The sequence below is a fragment of the Pseudomonas sp. ZT5P21 genome, from assembly GCF_054897785.1.
The window spans coordinates 1,155,701-1,175,167 of record NZ_CM142705.1 but is presented as its reverse complement, the minus strand read 5'-3'; the positions used below and the strand labels follow the sequence as shown (position 1 = coordinate 1,175,167).

The following is a 19,467-nucleotide window of genomic DNA, read 5'->3' as shown; positions in this document are numbered from 1 at the left end:
ACCATGACAGAGGTACTAGTTAAATGAATACAGCCCAAGCCTATGTTACAAAATCCGACAGCGATTTTGTTAGAGTAAAAGTTCTTGATGCAAAAATAATAGAAAAGCTTATTGGCATTGGCTTCACAAATGACATTGATCTTAATGAATACAAAATCATCACACCAAACGATGAAAATAAAGCTGGAATATTTAACCAGCTCAGGGAGCTTGAAGTTTATTTTTCCGATGGTAGAGAGTGGTGCCCTGCCGAGGTATTTGAGTACCTAAGAGACAAGGGGCTTTTAATCGGAAATTTTACAATGATCAGCTGGACGGCCCCTCATAAGTATTTTATTACCCGTGACAAATGACAGTGCAAAAAATAAAAATATAAATAAAATATTGCAGACTCGAGTTTACCTCGAACCATGAGCAAATTAGCATTTGCTCAGCTATCCACTGGCGACCTGGGACGATCAGAAGGTAAAGTTCGACCAAATCGATATACTTCCGGATAAGTAATGAGAACTTTCTATGTAATCGCCCAAAAAGATATGGAGCCAACTCTGCCCCATAGCGCTGCATGGCCAAAATTAATAGGCTACTCATATAAGGATAACTGCTTCTACTTGGCCGAAGGTAAAGGGCATGGATTCGCCGCAAGCGACATGCCTGAAACCAAAGCTAAAAGTTCGGAGTGGCTTGGACTATTTATAGCCTTAGACCTGCTATGGTTCATAGACCTGATTGACAATACAAACTTCGTTGATGAACACGACTTCATCGACAAGATCACAAAACTAATCGACCAACCTGAAACTATAGAGTTTTAAATCACGAAATATATTTATGCACTTACACAAAATGAATTAATCACACCCCTTAGTTGTGGAAATCACCAAACAAAAATAACGAGCCCATTATCAATTCCATTGATGCAAACAAACAAAAACTTGAACCAACAAAATATGACCTCCAGGGTCAAGAATGAAATTCAACGACACACTTATAAATACAAATGAGCGCTTCACTATTGGCATAGAAGAGAGCACAGAAAAATATTATGTCTCCATACCGGTGAGCAATCGGCTGGTAGATTACGACGAGCACTATCAAATAGATCGCAATTCCTATGAGCTTTATCTAAACAATCCAACTGCAGCATTGGACTTTGTTAGGCGATGCAGAAACAGACAGGAAGATGAATTGTTGATTTTTAAACCTGGAGCAGATCGCGGCGTCGCTACCTAAATGCCCTACTCCTTTCGATAAAGTACACAAAAAACAGATCAAGATGAAAGAGGATCAGTCTATTTACAATACCGGTTCCCTTTTCATCCCACCGTAGAACGCTCATCAACCTTTAATATTATCCGAATAGCCTCATGCGCCCGATGCCACACTGCTTGACCGAGAGAGTAAAGAGTAGAAAGCACACCTCAAACAGAGATGAATTCCCTGACCATTTCAGAGGAAATGGTATTTATTTCACGAAGGACCCTGACTGGGGAACCCAGTTACACGTTATTAACTGGCAAGGACTTTGCGGGTTTCTTAAAACACAAAAAAAACCAGATGCAATATTGAAAAACGCATTCGAAAAATATGTAAACACTATAAAAACTAGCGTACCGGAAGCAAATGACCTCCTCGAGAACATAGGCTGTTATTACTACATGCGCAAAAAGGTTCCCGCCTTATCTGAAAACGGCTTCGATCTTATTAACGATTTGGATAGTGCAAAAAAGAGAAAGATATCCGAAACAATGGAGTTTCTGCGTAAAGAGCTTAGCAAGGCCACCGACGCGCAGGACATCGACCTTTACAATCGACGCAATAAGCTCATCAGTGATGGCGGCCCTAAAGACATAGAACACCTTTAGAGAAGGAGTCTGTCATTTGCCATATCTTGATCTGCAAAACGCTATACAACGTGCCGGGTTTACCGTCACCGAGTTTTTGGATCAGCGAACGTACTTCGGTTGTTGGTCGCTGACCGTCGAAGGTTATGGACACACCTACTTGATCGTCAACGAAGGACGAGATGGTTGGCTAATGTACTATCGCCGAGATGTGGCCGGGACCTTTAGTGAGCTGGATAAGAAAAAATCGGCCATGATGGATGACGCCGACAAGGCAAGCCAATGCCTGATCTGGCTTTCTGGCGACCATCCAGCCCCACAGGCGCATAAAGTCCGAAGTTTTTACGTGATTGCCGAAAAGGATCTTGTGCCGGAGCAACCTCATAGCTCTGACTGGCCTAAATTGATCGGCTATTGCTACGCAGATGACTACTACTTGTTTTTTGAAGGCAAGGGACATGGGTTAGGAGGGACAGCAATTCCGGCTTGCGAAGCCAAAAAGGCTGTCTGGCTGCAGATATTCGCGGCACTGGACGTGGAGTGGTTTATTGCCTTCAAGGAAATGTCGAGGTTGACGTCCGAGGATGCATTTGTCCTGGAGTTGACAGCCAAGGTTGGCCCGCTAGACATTTGTCGATACTAATTAAAAGAGATTTCATTGCGCCTTCGACCGCCGAATCGCCAAAACCGTCGATGGTCACACCACGTAATTCCTGTGGCAAGACGAACGCCTAATCGCAGAAAGCGGCAAAATCTCAATCGCAGTTACATCTAAGAGTCGGGCACCTTCCGCCCTTTGGCGATGCGCGACGGCGAAGGTCTGGCGTTTAAAAAGCACTCTCTTGAGATGTTGAACGGGATGACAAGCGCTACCTACAACAGACAGCTATTCGGAATCGATAACGAATTATCCGTAGCGCGCCACTGTTGTTCAGACTGCAACACTGCATGTCCGGAATCGCTATTTTTCCTTTCGACTCAAACGCTTATTCTTGCCGGGCTTTCACGGCAAACCGCCTGACAGCGCTCAACGATAACGTGTGATCAGTCCATGCCATTCGCGACAGATTTCAGATGAATCGAAGGTTTCGACTCATCGCCCCGTGTTCACTGACGTTGATTTGTAGCTCCTTGATCCAACGTCTTACTTTGGCCGCTGCGTTTGCAGCGGCCTTTTTTATGGGCGATGGTTTTTTGAGGGACGGCAGGTCTCAGGCGAGCCCTGCCGAAAGCGATGGAATCAGAGGGCGTACTTCTGCAAATTCGCCATCATTTCCTTCAACGCTTCAATGTTGTCCTTCGGATGCGCCGCGCCTTCAAAATCGCAGATCTGCTGCCAGTGCGCCGCCACATCTTCCGGTGAAAACCCGACCCGTGGATCGAACCCGGCGCCCAGACTGCGCTCCCAGCGCACCTTGCCCATCCAGCCGCCACCGACTTCAAACAACCCGGAGGTTTCCTGGCAGTTCTCGCTGGCGAGATACACCACCAGCGGGCTGACCAGTTCGGGTTTGAGTTGTTCGAAGACTTGCGGCGGAATCAGGCCTTCGGTCATGCGGGTGCCGCCGGTGGGCGCGATGGCATTGACCAGGATGTTGTTTTTGCGGCCTTCGATGGCCAGCGTGCGGGTCAGGCCATAGAGGCCGAGCTTGGCCATGCCGTAGTTGGACTGACCGAAGTTGCCGTAGATGCCCGAGGTCGACGCGGTGAAGATCACGCGGCCGTAGTTTTGGTCGCGCAGGTGCGGCCACGCGGCGCGGGTGACTTTGTAGGCGCCTTCGACGTGGACGCGGTAAACCACGTCCCAATCGGCGTCGTCCATTTTGTGGAAGGTCTTGTCCCGCAGAATCCCGGCGTTGTTGACCACCACGTCGACACGGCCGAAGGCGTCGAGGGCGTGTTGCACCAGTTTGTCGCCATCGGTGACGGAGTCATGGTTGGCCTCGGCGGTGCCGCCGGCCTCGCGAATTTCCGCCACTACACGGTCAGCGGCAGAAGCGTTTGCGCCTTCGCCCTGAGCCGAGCCGCCGAGATCGTTGACCAGCACCCTGGCGCCCTGTTTCGCGAACAACAGCGCATGGCCGCGCCCGAGGCCGCCGCCGGCTCCCGTGATGATCACGACTTTATCTTCGAAGCGCACAGGCTCATTCATTGGGGGACTCCAGCAGGCCAAGGGACAATGAGCCCGAGTTTCAGGCAAGGCGTTGCTGGTCACAATGAACACCGGTGAGGCTGAATGGTGCTCGATAAGGCTGAGGGATAATCAGGAGCAGGCCGCCTTCAGCGGCGCTGAAACAAGCCGATCGCGGAACGCCAGATAGTGTTTCAGCACCTGCGCCGGCGCTTCCGTCTGTGGGTAGTGGCCAATGCCAGGCAGCAACACCGTATCCGGTTCAGGGATCAATTCCCGATAGCGTGCAACCATGTGCGCGCCGGAGATCGGATCGTCCTCGCCATCGATCACCCGCAGCGGCACCCCACGGCGCTGCATCGCACCGACCCAACGTTCGCGCTGGACACGTCGTTCGGGAATGTACGCAATAAGTTTGTGCATGACCCGGGGCCCGTGATTGCTGTCGATCAGGCTCCAGAAATCATCCATCTCACTCTCGGTAGGACGGCTCTGCGGTCCGAAGATCTGCCGGAAACTCCTGACCAACGCATCCCGGGAAAACGCCCGGCCGATCACCCAGCCCAACGGGCTGAGCAATAGCTTCTGCATCAGTATCGGGCGATGGGTTTCCGGAAACAGGCCGCCATTAAGGAACACGCAACTGGCCAGATGAATACGCGACTCGTAATGCCGGGCCAGCAGTTCCTGAGCCACGCTGTCGCCATAATCGTGGGCCAGCACGTGCACTGGCTGTTCGACATTCAAATGCTCCAGTAATGCCTGTTGCAGATCGGCTTGGTCCAGCAGGCTGTATTCGTGGTCCACCGGTTTGGCGGAATCACCGAAGCCCAACATGTCGCAGGCGATCAACCGATAGCGCTGGGCCAGCGGCTGCCACAGGTAATGCCAGTCCCAACTGGCCGTCGGGAAGCCATGGATGAGCAGCAGCGGCTCACCTTGCCCCGAAGTCCAATAACGGATCGTCTGGCCACGGAATACGAACGTCTGGCCGCGTTTGCGCCAGACGCATAGGGGGATCTCGGTGAGAGGCATTAGAGTTTAAACCCCGGGTCTTGTTGATCGAGTTTGCGCAGCAGCGCCGGCCAGGCCAGTGTGCCGCCCATCCCTTGTGCACTTTTGGTGACGCCGGCAATCATCGCCTTGGCGCCCGCCAGAATTTGCGGTTCGATAACGATCAGTTCCGCGCCACCGTTCTGCGCCATCACCTGGATATCGCAAGCGCGCTGAAAGGTGAACATCATCAGGAACGTGTCGGCGATGGTGCCGCCACAGGTCAGCAGACCGTGGTTGTGTAGCATCAGGAAATTGCTTTCACCGAGGTCGGCTTGCAGCCGCGCCTTCTCTTCATGGTTCAGCGCAACGCCTTCGTAGGCGTGGTAAGCCAGGCTGGAAAGGACAAACAACGATTGCTGACTGATCGGCAGAATGCCTTGTTTCTGCGCCGACACCGCAACGCCCGACGCCGTATGGGTATGCAGCACGCAGACCACATCGTGACGTACTTCATGCACGGCGCTGTGGATGGTGTAACCCGCCGGGTTGATCTCGTAAGGACTGTCCATCAGCTTGTTGCCGGCCTGATCGACCTTGACCAGACTTGACGCTGTAATTTCGTGAAACATCAATCCGAACGGGTTGATCAGGAAGTCTTCGGTGCCGGGCACCTTGGCGGAAATGTGGGTGAAAATCAGGTCATCCCAGCCATGCAGAGCGACCAGACGGTAACAGGCCGCCAGATCGACGCGAGTCTGCCATTCGGCAGCACTGACCTGGTCTTTGACGCTGTGGGGCGATTGCAGGGGGGTTACGCTCACGGCAAGGAACCTCGTTTTTATTATGGAGTGTTTCCAATGACTACCGAGTCTAGTCAGCCCCCGAGGTTCGTGTAGTTGCATTGGCAGCCAGCTTGATGGCTCAGCGAGTCAGTGCCCAAGCAAGCCTGGATCCATGTCAAAGTACCGACGCCAGCAAGGGCGCAGCGCCCCCGTTCAACAGCCGCGTCAGAACCCTGACCCACCTGGCCACCGGACGTTCCTCGCCGCCAAAAGTCGCTCAGCTTTCACGATCAGACTAACGGCCGGTCAACCCCGCAGGGCCGTGACCAGTTCCGCCAGCCAGGGCTCGGCATCGGTTTCCGGCGTAACGCTTTCGCTGGCGTCCAGACGCAGCATTGGCAGCACATCGCGGATGCCCAGTTCGCCAAACAGTTCACGCATCAGCTCGCCACCGCCGCAAAACGTGTCGCCGTAGCTCGCATCGCCCAGACCGATCACGGCACCCGGCAAACCCCGCCAGGCCGCCGGCAACTGATCGCGAATGGCAAAATATAAGGGCTGCAGGTTGTCCGGCAGTTCACCCATGCCGGTGGTTGAGGTCACCGCCAGAAAGGCTTCGGGGCCGAAGGCCTGAACATCGGCGAGGCTCGCGCGCGGGTTGTGGAAGGTGTCGAAACCCGCGGTTCTCAAAATGTTCGCAGCGTGACGGGCTACTTCTTCAGCCGTGCCGTACACCGAGCCGGAAAGAATGGCGACTTTCATCAATCTGATCCTGAAGCGGAATTAAAGACCCGGATCTTAACAGCAGTCCTCAATGTTCTTTTAGAATGCAGGTCGTCAATCAAACAGGAAGGGACTCTTCTATGATCAACGCCCATCTGCTGCAAATGGTGATTAATGCGTCCAACGACGGCATCGTGATTGCTGAAAAAGAAGGTGAACACGACAACATTCTGATTTACGTCAACCCGGCGTTCGAACGCCTGACCGGTTACACCAGCGAAGAAATCCTCTACCAGGACTGCCGCTTTCTGCAGTCAGGAGACCGCGATCAACAGGCGCTGGCCTTGATTCGCGAGGCAATGAGTAGTGGCGGTTCCTGTAGGGAAATCCTTCGCAATTACCGCAAGGACGGCACGCCGTTCTGGAACGAGCTGTCGCTTTCGACGGTGAAAAACCCGAGCGATGGTCAGACTTATTTTGTCGGTGTGCAAAAAGACGTCACCGTTCAAGTCAAGGCGCAGCAGCGGGTGACGCAATTGGAGCAGCAAGTCGCCGACCTGCAAAAAGAGCTTGCCGAGCTAAAAGCGACCAACGGCAAAAACAAAACACTGAATTAATTGTCATTAACTAGAATCACCAATGTCTTTGTAACTATTTTTTTCGAGCAGATCATGCAGCGTGACGCACTCCTGACTCAGGATGAACTGGATTTCATCCAGAAAATGCAACACAACCCGCAGCTCAATGTGCGGGATGCGACGTCGAGCCTGCTCGTCAACGGTGGTTCGCAAATCCGTGACTTGCTCACGCGCCTCGCCGCGCACGAGCAAGTCACGATCCAGGCCAACTTCGAAAACCAGCAAATGACCTTTCCGCTGCACCTGGTGGAAGACGAGTTTCATGCGCTGCATTTACGCCTGGGCGTCCCGAGCATCTATGAAGACGGGCCGATGGTCCGACCATGGCGCTTGGTACTCGAAGAGCCGGTCGCCCTGGAAAATGCCAGTGGCCAGCCCGGTACGATGTGGGTGCACGAGGTGTCGTTCAAAGGCGTCCTGCTGGAAGTTCGCAACAAGACCAAACCGCCCAAACATTTCGCGTTGTGGTTCAGTCCTTCAGGCTATGAACGAATCGCGATGCGCGGCACCTTCGAGAAGGAAACCAGGAACGGTTTCTATGCGTATCACCTGAGCCAGAGCGACACGGACGAAACCGAGCGCCTGCGCCAGTACATCCTTCAACAGCACCGGCTGACGCATCCCGCCCTGCACCTCTGATTCAGGTATCCAGGTTGCCTGCCAGGAACTGCTTCAGACGCTGACGCATCACCATTCCCTCGTTCCCCAGACATCCAATGGACGATCCGGTCAGGCTCTCCTGCGCCAGATCGGACGCATCGCCTGCCAGCATCACCTGGCAATCCAGGCTCATGGCCAGCCGGTTCAAACGCCGCGGCAACTCAGGGGCAGGAGCATGATTGGACACCAGCACCAACGCCTGTGGTTTGACTCTTTCGCAGATCAGGGTCAATTCGTCGAAGGGCTGACCGATCGCCAGCAATTGAATAGCCGAATCGACACTGCTGAGAAACAACGCCGTGAGTAACACTTCAAGCTCACGACATTGATCGTTCAGGGCGCAGACAATCACACGGCGTGGCTGCATGACTCGCACCAGCAGCAGGCGCTGCAACACGCGAGCACGCAGAAAGCCATCCAGGAAAATCCATTCGCTGGCCTGACCGAAGCCTTCGCGGTGTTGCAGCAATTGCTTCCAGAGCGGAATCAGAATGTCCTGGAACGCCACCGTCAGGGGGTAACTGGAAAAGATCTGTCCATAGACCAGCTCGAGTTGGACCTCGTCAAACTCACTGACGGCTGCTTTGACCTGTTGCTGCCACTGCGTGTAGTCCGCTTGCACCAGTTCATTGGGGATGAGGTGCGACAGCGCCTGGAGCGGAGCGGCCCTGGCCAGGATCTTGCCGACCTTGCTGACGGCGACGCCACGGTCGATCCAGCCAAGAATGCTGTGGACCCGCTCGATATCGGCCATCGCATACAACCGATGCCCGCTTTCGGTGCGCATAGGCTGGATCAGACCATAACGGCGCTCCCATGCTCGTAGCGTGACCGGGTTGACGCCAGTGAGCCGAGATACCTCGCGAATCGGGTACAGCTCTTCCTGTTCAAGCGGAACAGCGGTCTGAGTACCAGTGACATTGTCAGACAAGACAGGCATATGGCAGTTTACGTCCGCGTGCAAATTGGATCCCATTTAACGCTCTTGCCTTGTCATCAATCAAGACATAGATGAACGACGAATGTCGGGGGCATAACCTGTAGAATCCGGAACAATCCTTGCTTGATCCGAGACGCAGCCCATCACCCCGGCGTTGCGTCTGGCAAAACTCCTACCCGGAGTGGCGCGTTCGTAATATGGAGATACAAAATGTCTACTTCACCCGTCACGCTGATGGTTGCGCGCCGCGTCGCCCATGGGCGTTATCAGGACCTGATGGCCTGGTTGCGCGAAGGCGAGCAACTGGCCACCGACTTCCAGGGTTATCTCGGCTCTGGCGTGCTCGCCCCGCCGCCCGACGATGACGAATTCCAGATTATTTTCCGTTTCGCCAACGAGCAGACCATGCACGCCTGGGAGCATTCCGCCTCGCGTACCGCCTGGCTCGCACGCGGCAGCGACCTGTTTGCGCATAAGACAGAACATCGCGTAAGCGGCATCGAAGGCTGGTTCGGCGCCGCCGGCCAGCGTCCACCACGCTGGAAGCAGGCCGTGGCGATCTGGGTGGCGTTTTTCCCGGTGTCGTTGTTGTTCAACTTTGTACTGGGGCCGCTAATCGGCGAAATGAGCCTGCTGCCTCGGGTGTTGATCAGCACGCTATGCCTGACGCCGTTGATGGTCTACTTCTTTATTCCGTTGTCGACGCGTCTGCTGGCAAGCTGGCTGAACAGCGCACCAGCACGTCCGTTGCCTGCCGAGCCGTCCTCGCAAAGCCGCTGATCCCCTGTAGGAGCAAAGCTTGCTCGCGATGAAGACGCCTCGGTCTGTCGGTTGAACCGCGTCATCGTTCATCGCGAGCAAGCTTTGCTCTTACGGGACAGAGGTGTGCAACTCCCGTCGCTGGTATAGTTTTGCACTCACCGCGACGCGAGCCGTTCATGACTTCTTCATCCGCCCCGATCCTCATTACCGGTGCCGGCCAGCGTGTCGGCCTGCACTGCGCGCAGCGTCTGCTCGAAGACGGCCATGCCGTAATCTTCAGCTATCGCACTGAACGCCCCGGTGTACAGGCGTTGCGCGACCTGGGTGCGACGGCGGTATTCGCGGACCTTTCTACCGAAGCCGGAATTTTCGCCTTCATCAGCAAACTGAAAACCCACACCGACAGCCTGCGCGCAATCATCCATAACGCCTCCGAATGGCTGACCGAAACGCCGGACACCGACGCAGCAGCCTTCACCCGCCTGTTCAGCGTGCACATGCTGGCGCCCTACCTGATCAACCTGCACTGCGCCGACTTGCTGCAACGCTCGAGGCCGGCCGACATCGTGCACATCAGCGATGATGTCACCCGCAAAGGCAGCAGCAAGCACATCGGCTACTGCGCCAGCAAAGCCGGGCTCGACAGTCTCACGCTGTCCTTTGCCGCGAAGTACGCGCCAGGCATCAAGGTCAACGGCATCGCCCCGGCCCTGCTAATGTTTAATCCGGACGACGATGCGGCCTACCGTGCCAAGACCCTGGCCAAGTCTGCGCTGGGCATCGAACCCGGCAGCGAAGTGATCTACCAGAGCCTGCGCTATTTGCTCGACAACCCTTATGTCACCGGCACGACGCTGACCGTCAACGGCGGGCGGCACCTCAAATAGGTTACCCCGCGAGGATGTTCCATGACCTTATCCCTGTCCCAGAACTATCGCGAGATCCTCATCGGCCTCGGTGAAAACCCTGACCGCGAAGGCTTGCTCGATACGCCTGCGCGCGCGGCCAAAGCCATGCAGTACCTGTGTCACGGTTATGGGCAGAGTGTGGAAGAAATCGTCAACGGCGCGTTGTTCGCGTCCGACAACGATGAAATGATCATTGTCGACAACATCGAGCTGTACTCGCTCTGTGAGCATCACCTGTTGCCCTTCATCGGCAAGGCGCATGTGGCTTATATTCCAACGGGTAAAGTGCTGGGCCTGTCGAAGATTGCACGGCTGGTGGACATGTTCGCCCGTCGCCTGCAAATACAGGAAAACCTTACCCGGCAAATCGCCGACGCGGTGCAACAGGTGACCGGTGCCGCGGGTGTCGCGGTGGTCATCGAAGCCCGACACATGTGCATGATGATGCGCGGCGTCGAGAAACAGAATTCGACCATGAACACCTCGGTGATGCTCGGCGCCTTCCGCGAGTCGAGCAACACCCGTCAGGAGTTTCTGCAATTGATTGGACGGAGCAAGTAGCAATGCCACAACTTCAACCAGGAATGGCACGTATCCGGGTCAAAGACCTGTGCCTGCGCACGTTCATCGGGATCAACGAGGATGAAATCCTCAACAAGCAGGATGTGCTGATCAACCTGACCATCCTGTACGCAGCCCAGGAAGCGGTGCGTGACAACGACATCGATCACGCGCTCAATTACCGCACCATCACCAAGGCGATCATTGCTCACGTGGAGGGTCATCGCTTCGCCCTGCTCGAGCGCCTGACCCAGGAAATTCTCGACCTGGTCATGATCAATGCGTCGGTGCTGTACGCTGAGGTCGAAGTCGACAAACCCCATGCCCTGCGTTTCGCCGAGTCGGTGTCGATTACCCTTGCAGCGAGCCGCTAGCTTCAAGCCTCAAGCTTCACGCTGTAAACTGCCGGCCACCTCCATCCATTCTTGCAGCTCGGCTTGAAGCTTGTAGCTGTCTCGCAGAGACCTCCATGACAGACCAACAACGCCTCGAACTTGAAGCCGCCGCTTTTCGCCGGCTGGTCGCGCACCTGGACAGCCGCAAGGATGTGCAGAACATCGATCTGATGAACCTCTCGGGTTTCTGCCGCAACTGCCTGTCCAAGTGGTACAAGGCCGCGGCTGACGAACGCCAGATCGAGGTCAGCCTCGATGACGCCCGTGAAGTGGTCTACGGCATGCCGTACGCCGAGTGGAAAGCCCAATACCAGCAAGAAGCCAGCGCCGAACAACAAGCGGCGTTCGCCAAAGGAAAACCCCATGAGTGATTTGAACACCCTGCGCGCCAGCCTCAACAGCGGAGAACACATTTTTGCCGAGACCCTGGCGTTCATCGCCGCAGGCTACGACTATCAGTCTCAGGCTTTCAACAACGGCGGAGTGGAAAATGCCGCCGGGCAGAACGAAGGCTCGTGCAAGACCTTAGGCCTGGCATTGCTGGAAGGCTTGAGCGATGAAGAAGCGCTGTTGGCATTCGGCGAGCATTACCGCTCGGTGATGGCGACGCCTGAAGGCAGTGATCACGGCAATATTCGTGCGTTGATTGCGCATGGTCTGGCCGGTGTGAGGTTCACTCAGCAGCCACTGACCCGCCGCTAAAACTGTAGGAGCGAGCTTGCTCGCGAAAAACTTAAGGACGCCTCTGGGCATCTGGTTTTACGCGGGTTCGTTTACGACCATCGCGTGCAAGCTCGCTCCTACAGAGGTGTGACCACACATCCCGACTTTTAAGATTGACCCGACCACTTTATTTCGTTTGCCGGGCATCGCTGCTCACGGCTTAGATAAAAAGAAGTCTCCCTTCTTCAGAGTCGGTCATCCATGAGCAGCGAATCCATCAGCCGGTCGATCAACATCGTTCATCCCGTTACCCTCAGCCACGGTAAAAACGCCGAGGTGTGGGATACCGACGGCAAACGCTACATCGACTTTGTCGGCGGCATCGGCGTTTTAAACCTCGGCCATTGCCACCCGCGCATCGTCGAGGCCATTCGCGAACAAGCCACCCGGCTGACACATTACGCGTTCAATGCAGCTCCGCACGCGCCTTACCTCGCCTTCATGGATCGCTTGGCCGAGTTCATCCCGGTGGATTACCCGGTCAGCGGCATGCTCACCAACAGCGGCGCGGAAGCGGCGGAAAACGCATTGAAGATCGTCCGTGGCGCGACCGGTCGCACGGCCGTCATTGCCTTCGACGGTGCCTTTCACGGTCGCACACTCGCTACGCTGAACCTCAACGGCAAAGTCGCGCCCTACAAACAGAAAGTCGGCGTGCTGCCCGGTCCTGTGTTTCACTTGCCCTACCCGAGCAAAGACAACGGCGTGACCTGTGCTGAGGCGTTGAAGGCGATGGATCGACTGTTCAGCGTCGAAATCGATGTTGACGATGTCGCCTGTTTTATCGTCGAACCGGTGCAGGGCGAAGCGGGCTTCCTGGCGCTGGACGTGGAATTCGCCCAGGCATTGCGCCGCTTCTGTGACGAGAAAGGCATCCTGCTGATCGCCGATGAAATCCAGTCCGGGTTCGGCCGTACCGGTCAGCGCTTTGCGTTTTCGCGGCTGGGCATCGAGCCGGATCTGATCCTGCTCGGCAAAAGTATCGCCGGCGGCGTGCCGCTGGGTGCGGTGGTCGGGCGCAAGTCGCTGCTCGACACCTTGCCCAAGGGCGGACTGGGCGGCACATACTCAGGCAATCCCATCGCCTGCGCCGCCGCGTTGGCGACGCTCGATGAGATGACCCATGCCAACCTGCAAGCCTGGGGCACGCAGCAGGAAGAAGCGATCGTCAGCCGCTACGAATCCTGGCGCGCCAACAAGATTTCCTCCTGTCTCGGGCGACTGACCGGCGTCGGCGCCATGCGCGGCATCGAACTGATCGATGCCGCCGGCGCACCGGCCTCGGCGCAGCTGACGCAACTGCTGGCCCTGGCACGCGAAGCGGGCTTGCTGCTGATGCCCAGTGGCAAGTCGCGCCACATCATACGATTGCTGGCGCCACTGACCACGGAGGCAGCCATACTGGAAGAGGGCCTGGACATCCTCGAGGCGTGTTTGAAGAAATTGGCCTGACCCTGCGATTCATGTGAGAGCGGGCTTGCTCGCGAAGGCGTCGTTTCAGGCAACATTTATATCGACTGTCATGCCGCTTTCGCGAGCAAGCCCGCTCCCACAGGGTTGGCCGCGTTTATCGGGACCCGAAAAAACCGGCCGAGGCCGGTTTTTCATTTCAACGGAATCAGAACGAAGCGTTCTGCAGACCGTCAAGGTAACGCTCGGTGTCCAGTGCGGCCATGCAGCCGGCGCCAGCCGAAGTGATCGCCTGACGGTAAACGTGGTCAGCCACGTCACCGGCCGCGAAGATACCTTCGACGTTGGTCGCAGTCGCATTGCCTTCACGACCGCCGTGCACCACCAGGTAGCCGTCTTTCAACGTCAGCTGACCTTCGAACAACGAGGTGTTCGGGGTGTGGCCGATGGCAATGAACACGCCGTCGACTTTCAGCTCGTCGAAGCTGCCGTCGTTGTTCTTCAGGCGCGCGCCGGTCACGCCCATGTTGTCGCCCAGGACTTCGTCCAGGTTCGCGTTCAGCTTCAGGATGATTTTGCCTTCGGCCACGCGGGCATTGAGCTTGTCGATCAGGATCTTCTCGGCGCGGAAGGTTTCGCGACGGTGGATCAGGGTCACCGTGCTGGCGATGTTGGCCAGGTACAACGCTTCTTCGACAGCGGTGTTCCCGCCACCGACCACGGCCACTGGCTTGTTGCGGTAGAAGAAACCGTCGCAGGTCGCGCAGGCCGAAACGCCTTTGCCCATGAACGCTTCTTCCGATGGCAGACCCAAGTAACGGGCGCTGGCGCCGGTGGCGATGATCAACGCGTCGCAGGTGTACGTCGCGCTGTCGCCGGTCAAGGTGTAAGGCTTGGCAGCGAAGTCCACGGCATTGATGTGATCGAAAACGATCTCGGTTTCAAAGCGCTCGGCGTGCTCTTTCATGCGTTCCATCAACGCCGGGCCGGTCAGACCGTGGACGTCGCCCGGCCAGTTGTCGACTTCGGTGGTGGTGGTCAGTTGACCGCCGGCCTGCATGCCGGTGATCAGCAGTGGCTTGAGGTTGGCACGGGCGGCATAGACAGCGGCGCTGTAACCGGCAGGGCCGGAACCGAGAATAATCACTCGCGAATGACGGACTTCAGACATGACCTGCTCCTGTTGACCGGCCCGAAACACCTGGCGCGGAACGCCGGTTTACCGGCGGGAATAAAAAAAGGACTGTTGAAAGCACTTGGGGAAGGCTTGAGCTCGACAGTCCTGTAAAAAGGATGGGTGCAGCGTATCGAGGGGGCGAAGATTAAGGAAATACGGTTTAACAATCCAGCTCATAGGCGGTCTCTATCCTGTTTCCGTCTATGTGAGGACGCCTTTGTTACAGTTGATGTCGATGCTGCGACCGCGCTTTCGCCCGCAATGCAAAGCCGGTAAGGTCGGCGCGTTTCCCCTCTGCTCGGAGCACGATATGCCCGCACCTGTTCTGTCCGGCCCGCAATACCTGCGCGAAGGCCTCAAGCTGGTCCTGAGCCCCAGCCTGCGCTTGTTCGTGTTGTTGCCGCTGGCAATCAATCTGGTGCTGTTCGTCGGATTGATCTATCTGGCCGGCCATCAATTCAGTCTCTGGGTGGATACGCTGATGCCGTCCCTGCCCGACTGGCTGAGTTTTCTCAACTACGTCCTCTGGCCGATTTTTGTAGTGCTGGTGGTGTTGATGGTGTTTTTCACCTTCACCATGCTCGCTAACATCATCGCCGCGCCGTTCAACGGCTTTCTCGCGGAGAAGGTCGAAGTGGTAGTACGCGGCACCGACGACTTCCCGGCCTTCAGCTGGGGCGAACTGATCGCCATGATCCCGCGCACACTGGCTCGGGAAATGCGCAAACTCGGCTACTTCCTGCCGCGGGCGATCGGGCTGTTCATTCTCTCGTTCATCCCTGTGGTGAACATCATCGCCGCACCGCTGTGGCTGTTGTTCGGGGTGTGGATGATGGCGATCCAATACATCGACTACCCGGCGGACAACCACAAACTCGGCTGGAACGAAATGCTCGCCTGGCTGCGCGAGAAGCGCTGGCAGAGCATGGGTTTTGGCGGGAGTGTTTATCTGGTGTTGCTGATTCCGGTGGTCAATATTCTGATGATGCCGGCAGCTGTGGCAGGGGCGACGTTGTTTTGGGTGCGTGAGCGTGGCGCGGAGAGTCTGGTGACGCAACGCTGAGCCGGTCACAAATCCATCGGACAACCCCTTTCGCATGCTCGCTTGAACACGCCCTTTCCCAGCCCACTGATACACAAGGCTGGTACACATGGCATTGATAGCGCAACCACTCCGGCACCCCGACTCGGGCATCTACTACCTCCGACGCAGGGTGCCGGGTTCGCCTGACCACACCCAGCTGTTACCCCAGAGCCAGAAGCTCTGGGCCTTTTCAACAGCACTCAGTCAGCCGCTCCCTGCCTGACAAATGACAGTTCGCTGGTCTGATGATGTAAGGCATTCGCATCAACCAATTGACCAGGCTTCGAGCGTTTGCTCAGCTCGTCAGCATGCCTGCCCAAGTACCAGCCAAGCGCGCCCCAGAGCAATGCGCAGGCTGCGCCTACCAACGCCACCAGTACTGCGCCCTGACTAAACATGTCCAGGCCACCCTTCACCCACCCACTGAGCGCATCGCCGGCCCGGTAGACGACAGTATCGATAAAGCCTTTCGCCTTGTATTTGCTCTCGGCGTCCAGCGGTGCGAAGAGCATTTCCCGCCCAGGCTTGACGAAGGCGTACTCACCGATGCGCCTGACGATCATCAGTGCTGCCAACATGGCGAACGTGGGGGCCAGGGCGAGGCTGATAAAGCCCACGCAGACCAGCATCGGTACGATCGCCAGCAGCATACGCACACCCAGCTTCTGAGCGATGCGCCCGGTTATAAACAACTGCGACAGCAAGGCACCGGTCTGGACGATCACATCAATGATGCCGAACACCCTGATCTGCGATTCGCGATCAGGAAAACGCTCGGCCACCAGGCGTGCCTGTTCGAAATACAGAAAGGTCGTCACGGTGGCGAGCAGCACGACAAAACCGGCAATTGCCATCAGGTAAGGTGATTTCAAGACGCGTGTCAGGCCACTGAACGGGTTGCCCCTTACCGGCATGCTGGTGCTCTCGGTGAGAGGCGCGCCCGGTCTGCCGACGCCACCGATTTCCCGCCAGCGCATCAGCGGCGCTTTCAGTGCAAGGGCGACGCCCAAAAGCACGGCCGCCAGCAGCACTAGCCCGGACTGGCCAATGATCCCGACCAGCAGCGCACTCATTGCCGGCCCGACCAGGCCACCGACACTGGCGCCAGCAGCGATGAAGGCGAACAACCGCTCGGCCTGACGCCCGTCGAAGACATCGGCCATCAGGCTCCAGGCCACCGAGACCACGCACAGGTTATAGACCGAGATCCACACGTAAAACACCCTGGCCAGCCAGACGTTGTCAGCGCTGAATTGAAACAGCCCGGCGAACGCAAGCAGGTTCAGAAAGAAGAATCCGTAGACCCAGTCCACGAAGTGAATACGCGGTACCCGGGAGCTGAGCCAGGCGAACAACGGCACGGCCACCAGCATGACCACGAAGGTGGCGGTGAACAGCCATTGCAGGTTCTCGATACCGGCCATGATGCCCATCGACTCGCGAATCGGCCGCAACATGAAATAGCCGCAGAACAGGCAGAAAAACAAACCTACCCCCGCGAGCGCGGGATTCAGCTCGTGACGTTCGGCGTTGATGGCGACGCCGAGGCGCTGCACCAGAGTTGCTGACAGCATGAAGACTCTCCTGGTGCGGGACTCAACGGTAGCTGACACCGGTCAACTGTTCGCTTACTGTCCACAGGCGAGCGGTAGCCACAGCGTCTTTGGCAGCTGCCGGTACGCTGGCCAACCCCAGTGGACCACGCTTTTCCTCTTCGCCAATCGGGCCGTAATAGGCGCCTGGCTGAGCATCGGGCGCGGTGGCTGCGTAAAGAGTCGGCAGCGCACCCTGAGCGGCGGAGTGGTAGCGTTCGCGGTCCTTGGCCCAGTTGCCTCCGAATTCGCTATCCAGGCCTGGGCCGCGCTTGATCAGCTCGGTCACAGCCACACCAGGGTGCGCCGCAATGCTCTGAATCCCCCAGCCTTGCGCCTCGCTGCGGCGTTGCAGCTCGAAGGCAAATATCAGACCGGCCAGTTTCGACTGGGCATAGGACCGAAATGGGTTAAAGGCCTGTTCGGCCTGCAGATCCTCGAAATTGATGCTGCCGCGCGCGGCCGCGATGCTGGACACCGTCACCACCCGTGCGCCGTCGCTTTTGCGCAGTAGCGGCAGTAGATGGGCGGTCAAAGCAAAGTGGCCCAGGTAGTTGGTGGCCAGTTGCAACTCGAAGCCATCGGACGAGGTGCCACGTTGTGCGGGGGACATGATCGCTGCGTTATTGATCAGCCCATTGAGGTGCGGCAAGGTGGCGTTGAGGCGTTCGCCCAACGCCTGAACCGATGCCAGATTGGCCAGGTCCACCGCTTCGAACTGCACTTGGGCGCCAGCAACCTCCTGCTTGATACGGGCAATTGCTTCCTCGCCGCGCTGCAGATTGCGTGCGGCGATCACTACCCGAGCGCCAGCCGCTGCCAGGGCTTTGGCATCCTCGTAGCCCATGCCGCTGGTACCGCCAGTAACCAGAAAAATACGCCCGCTCTGCGAGGGCATGTCCGCCAAGCTCCAATCCGGCTTGGGCAAGCTTTGCGCCACGGCACTTCCTGCTTCAAGCACACAGCTTAAGACCAAGCCAAGCGTCATCAGGATATTGCGCCACGCCGAGCGGGCAGCACGTAGGGGTTGTACCTGCAGCGTATTCGTCATTGTTAAATCCTCTCGCGGGTAGTGACCTGATGTACCACTTCAAATCGGTACGTCGACGTGAGGCATTGTTCATCCGTGGATTGCTGCCGATAAGCCGTATTGAAATGGACGCTGTGTACGCCCAGACGTACAATCTGGCCTTCCTCTTTTGGAGAGCGGCCATGCGCCAGCCCAACCTGACCGATGTCGCACTCTTTGCTGCAGTTGTGGAGGCTGGCGGTTTCCGGGTAGCGGCGCAGAAACGTGGCATGTCGGCTTCATCCATCAGCGATGGTGTACGCCGGCTGGAAAGCGACCTGGGCGTCAGGCTGCTCAATCGCACGACCCGTAGCGTAATCCCGACGGAAGTCGGTGCACGCCTGCTGGAGCGGCTACGCCCGGCTCTTGAGCAAATAGGCGCAGCCTTTGGCGACCTCGATGACAATACGCTGAGGCCGGTAGGCACCTTACGCCTTAACGTCCCGGTGCCCGTCGCTCGTTTCGTACTGCCTAAGCTGATCCCCGGGTTTCTAGAACGTTACCCTGGGGTGAGCATTGAAGTGACAATGGATAACACCCTTATCGATGTCATCGCAGCAGGCTACGACGCGGGCGTGCGCTACGAGGAAAGCTTGGCCAAGGACATGATTGCCGTACCCATCGGCCCGCGTCGACAGCGCTTCTTGGCCGCTGCATCGCCTGGTTATCTGGAGAAGAGCGGCACACCGCTGCATCCCCGCGACCTTCTTAACCACCGCCTGATCGGTCATCGCTTCGAGAGCGGCAAGCTGGGGGTGTGGGAATTTGAAAAAGACGGCACCACCATACGCGTACCGCCTCACGGACCGCTGCTCAGCTCATCCCAGGACCTGGAGGTGGGCGCTGCGTTAGGCGGTGTCGGTATTATCTATACCTTCGAGGAATACCTTGGGCCGTTGATCAAGCAGGGCAGGTTATTACCGGTACTGGAAAACTGGTGGCAGGCATTCGACGGCCCTTATCTATACTACAATGACCGCAGGCACGTGCCTTCGCCCCTTCGGGCATTTATAGATTTTCTGAAAATCGAGACCAGGGCCGGCCTATAGGGAAGGCTTGAAGTACCCACCGA

24 protein-coding genes are annotated in these 19,467 nt (G+C 56.9%); 16 read left to right on the top strand and 8 right to left on the bottom strand.

The features are described 5' to 3' along the window. Nucleotides 1-23: 23 nt before the first annotated feature. From ACYZT9_RS05390 to ACYZT9_RS05370, 5 genes are all read left to right on the top strand, one after another. Complete coding sequence (locus ACYZT9_RS05390; protein ID WP_462008889.1) at nt 24-353, top strand: hypothetical protein; 330 nt, start codon at nt 24-26, stop codon at nt 351-353. A gap of 150 nt (nt 354-503) precedes the next feature. Beyond that, nucleotides 504-815 carry a hypothetical protein gene (locus ACYZT9_RS05385; protein ID WP_462008888.1) on the top strand — a complete coding sequence of 104 codons (312 nt, stop codon included), beginning with the start codon at nt 504-506 and terminating at the stop codon, nt 813-815. 154 nt (nt 816-969) lie between these two features. Beyond that, nucleotides 970-1,233 (top strand): hypothetical protein, encoded by a 264-nt coding sequence (locus tag ACYZT9_RS05380; RefSeq protein WP_462008887.1) that lies wholly within the window; start codon nt 970-972, stop codon nt 1,231-1,233. 134 nt (nt 1,234-1,367) lie between these two features. Next, a complete protein-coding gene (locus ACYZT9_RS05375; RefSeq protein ID WP_462008886.1) occupies nt 1,368-1,865 on the top strand; it encodes a hypothetical protein in 498 nt (165 codons plus the stop codon). 16 nt (nt 1,866-1,881) lie between these two features. Continuing rightward, a complete protein-coding gene (locus ACYZT9_RS05370; RefSeq protein WP_462008885.1) occupies nt 1,882-2,487 on the top strand; it encodes a hypothetical protein in 606 nt (201 codons plus the stop codon). Nucleotides 2,488-3,084: 597 nt separating this feature from the next. Here ACYZT9_RS05370 and ACYZT9_RS05365 read toward each other — a convergent pair. From ACYZT9_RS05365 to ACYZT9_RS05350, 4 genes are all read right to left on the bottom strand, one after another. Then, the gene (locus tag ACYZT9_RS05365) at nt 3,085-3,996 is read right to left on the bottom strand and encodes an SDR family oxidoreductase (RefSeq protein ID WP_462008884.1); all 912 of its coding nucleotides are present in this window, start codon (nt 3,994-3,996) and stop codon (nt 3,085-3,087) included. Nucleotides 3,997-4,107: 111 nt separating this feature from the next. After that, the gene (locus ACYZT9_RS05360) at nt 4,108-5,010 is read right to left on the bottom strand and encodes an alpha/beta fold hydrolase (protein ID WP_462008883.1); all 903 of its coding nucleotides are present in this window, start codon (nt 5,008-5,010) and stop codon (nt 4,108-4,110) included. After that, nucleotides 5,010-5,792, bottom strand: coding sequence for a class II aldolase/adducin family protein (locus ACYZT9_RS05355; RefSeq protein ID WP_462008882.1), 783 nt, complete (start codon nt 5,790-5,792; stop codon nt 5,010-5,012). The genes ACYZT9_RS05360 and ACYZT9_RS05355 overlap by 1 nt, the downstream gene beginning before the upstream one ends. A 267-nt stretch (nt 5,793-6,059) precedes the next feature. Beyond that, nucleotides 6,060-6,515 carry a flavodoxin gene (locus ACYZT9_RS05350; protein ID WP_462008881.1) on the bottom strand — a complete coding sequence of 152 codons (456 nt, stop codon included), beginning with the start codon at nt 6,513-6,515 and terminating at the stop codon, nt 6,060-6,062. A gap of 101 nt (nt 6,516-6,616) precedes the next feature. Here ACYZT9_RS05350 and ACYZT9_RS05345 point away from each other — a divergent pair, with 101 nt between their 5' ends. Beyond that, nucleotides 6,617-7,093 carry a PAS domain-containing protein gene (locus ACYZT9_RS05345; RefSeq protein ID WP_462008880.1) on the top strand — a complete coding sequence of 159 codons (477 nt, stop codon included), beginning with the start codon at nt 6,617-6,619 and terminating at the stop codon, nt 7,091-7,093. 54 nt (nt 7,094-7,147) lie between these two features. Further along, nucleotides 7,148-7,753 carry a hypothetical protein gene (locus tag ACYZT9_RS05340; RefSeq protein WP_462008879.1) on the top strand — a complete coding sequence of 202 codons (606 nt, stop codon included), beginning with the start codon at nt 7,148-7,150 and terminating at the stop codon, nt 7,751-7,753. A gap of 1 nt (nt 7,754) precedes the next feature. Here ACYZT9_RS05340 and ACYZT9_RS05335 read toward each other — a convergent pair whose 3' ends face one another. After that, nucleotides 7,755-8,714: a MerR family transcriptional regulator gene (locus tag ACYZT9_RS05335; RefSeq protein ID WP_462008878.1), complete on the bottom strand. Its 960-nt coding sequence runs from the start codon at nt 8,712-8,714 to the stop codon at nt 7,755-7,757. Between the two features lie 210 nt (nt 8,715-8,924). Between ACYZT9_RS05335 and ACYZT9_RS05330 the strand changes: the two genes are divergently transcribed. The 7 genes from ACYZT9_RS05330 to ACYZT9_RS05300 all read left to right on the top strand — a co-directional run bounded on the left by ACYZT9_RS05330 (nt 8,925) and on the right by ACYZT9_RS05300 (nt 13,515). Then, on the top strand, nt 8,925-9,494 hold the full coding sequence (locus ACYZT9_RS05330; RefSeq protein ID WP_462008877.1) for an antibiotic biosynthesis monooxygenase: 570 nt from the start codon (nt 8,925-8,927) through the stop codon (nt 9,492-9,494). Nucleotides 9,495-9,652: 158 nt separating this feature from the next. Further along, complete coding sequence (gene folM / locus ACYZT9_RS05325; RefSeq protein WP_462008876.1) at nt 9,653-10,363, top strand: dihydromonapterin reductase; 711 nt, start codon at nt 9,653-9,655, stop codon at nt 10,361-10,363. Nucleotides 10,364-10,384: 21 nt separating this feature from the next. Further along, nucleotides 10,385-10,945, top strand: a complete 561-nt coding sequence (gene folE / locus ACYZT9_RS05320; protein ID WP_462008875.1) for a GTP cyclohydrolase I FolE — start codon at nt 10,385-10,387, stop codon at nt 10,943-10,945. 2 nt (nt 10,946-10,947) lie between these two features. Beyond that, complete coding sequence (gene folX / locus ACYZT9_RS05315) at nt 10,948-11,319, top strand: dihydroneopterin triphosphate 2'-epimerase (protein WP_462008874.1); 372 nt, start codon at nt 10,948-10,950, stop codon at nt 11,317-11,319. Nucleotides 11,320-11,414: 95 nt separating this feature from the next. Next, a complete protein-coding gene (locus ACYZT9_RS05310) occupies nt 11,415-11,711 on the top strand; it encodes a DUF1244 domain-containing protein (RefSeq protein WP_462008873.1) in 297 nt (98 codons plus the stop codon). Further along, on the top strand, nt 11,704-12,042 hold the full coding sequence (locus ACYZT9_RS05305; protein ID WP_462008872.1) for a HopJ type III effector protein: 339 nt from the start codon (nt 11,704-11,706) through the stop codon (nt 12,040-12,042). Before ACYZT9_RS05310 ends, ACYZT9_RS05305 begins: the two co-directional genes overlap by 8 nt. 222 nt (nt 12,043-12,264) lie before the next feature. After that, entirely contained in the window at nt 12,265-13,515 is a 1,251-nt protein-coding gene (locus ACYZT9_RS05300; RefSeq protein ID WP_462008871.1) for a 2-aminoadipate transaminase, read from the top strand. A gap of 166 nt (nt 13,516-13,681) precedes the next feature. Here the strand turns inward: ACYZT9_RS05300 and trxB are convergent, their stop codons facing one another. Further along, entirely contained in the window at nt 13,682-14,644 is a 963-nt protein-coding gene (gene trxB, locus ACYZT9_RS05295) for a thioredoxin-disulfide reductase (RefSeq protein ID WP_462008870.1), read from the bottom strand. 316 nt (nt 14,645-14,960) lie between these two features. Between trxB and cysZ the strand changes: the two genes are divergently transcribed. Next, complete coding sequence (gene cysZ / locus ACYZT9_RS05290) at nt 14,961-15,713, top strand: sulfate transporter CysZ (RefSeq protein ID WP_462008869.1); 753 nt, start codon at nt 14,961-14,963, stop codon at nt 15,711-15,713. Between the two features lie 221 nt (nt 15,714-15,934). On the opposite strand, the gene ACYZT9_RS05285 is transcribed toward cysZ, so the two are convergent. Next, a complete protein-coding gene (locus ACYZT9_RS05285; protein WP_462008868.1) occupies nt 15,935-17,308 on the bottom strand; it encodes an NTP/NDP exchange transporter in 1,374 nt (457 codons plus the stop codon). 22 nt (nt 17,309-17,330) lie between these two features. After that, entirely contained in the window at nt 17,331-18,314 is a 984-nt protein-coding gene (locus ACYZT9_RS05280) for an SDR family oxidoreductase (RefSeq protein ID WP_462010157.1), read from the bottom strand. A gap of 224 nt (nt 18,315-18,538) precedes the next feature. On the opposite strand from ACYZT9_RS05280, the gene ACYZT9_RS05275 reads away from it, so the two are divergent. Continuing rightward, nucleotides 18,539-19,444: a LysR family transcriptional regulator gene (locus ACYZT9_RS05275; protein WP_462010156.1), complete on the top strand. Its 906-nt coding sequence runs from the start codon at nt 18,539-18,541 to the stop codon at nt 19,442-19,444. Nucleotides 19,445-19,467: the final 23 nt, after the last annotated feature.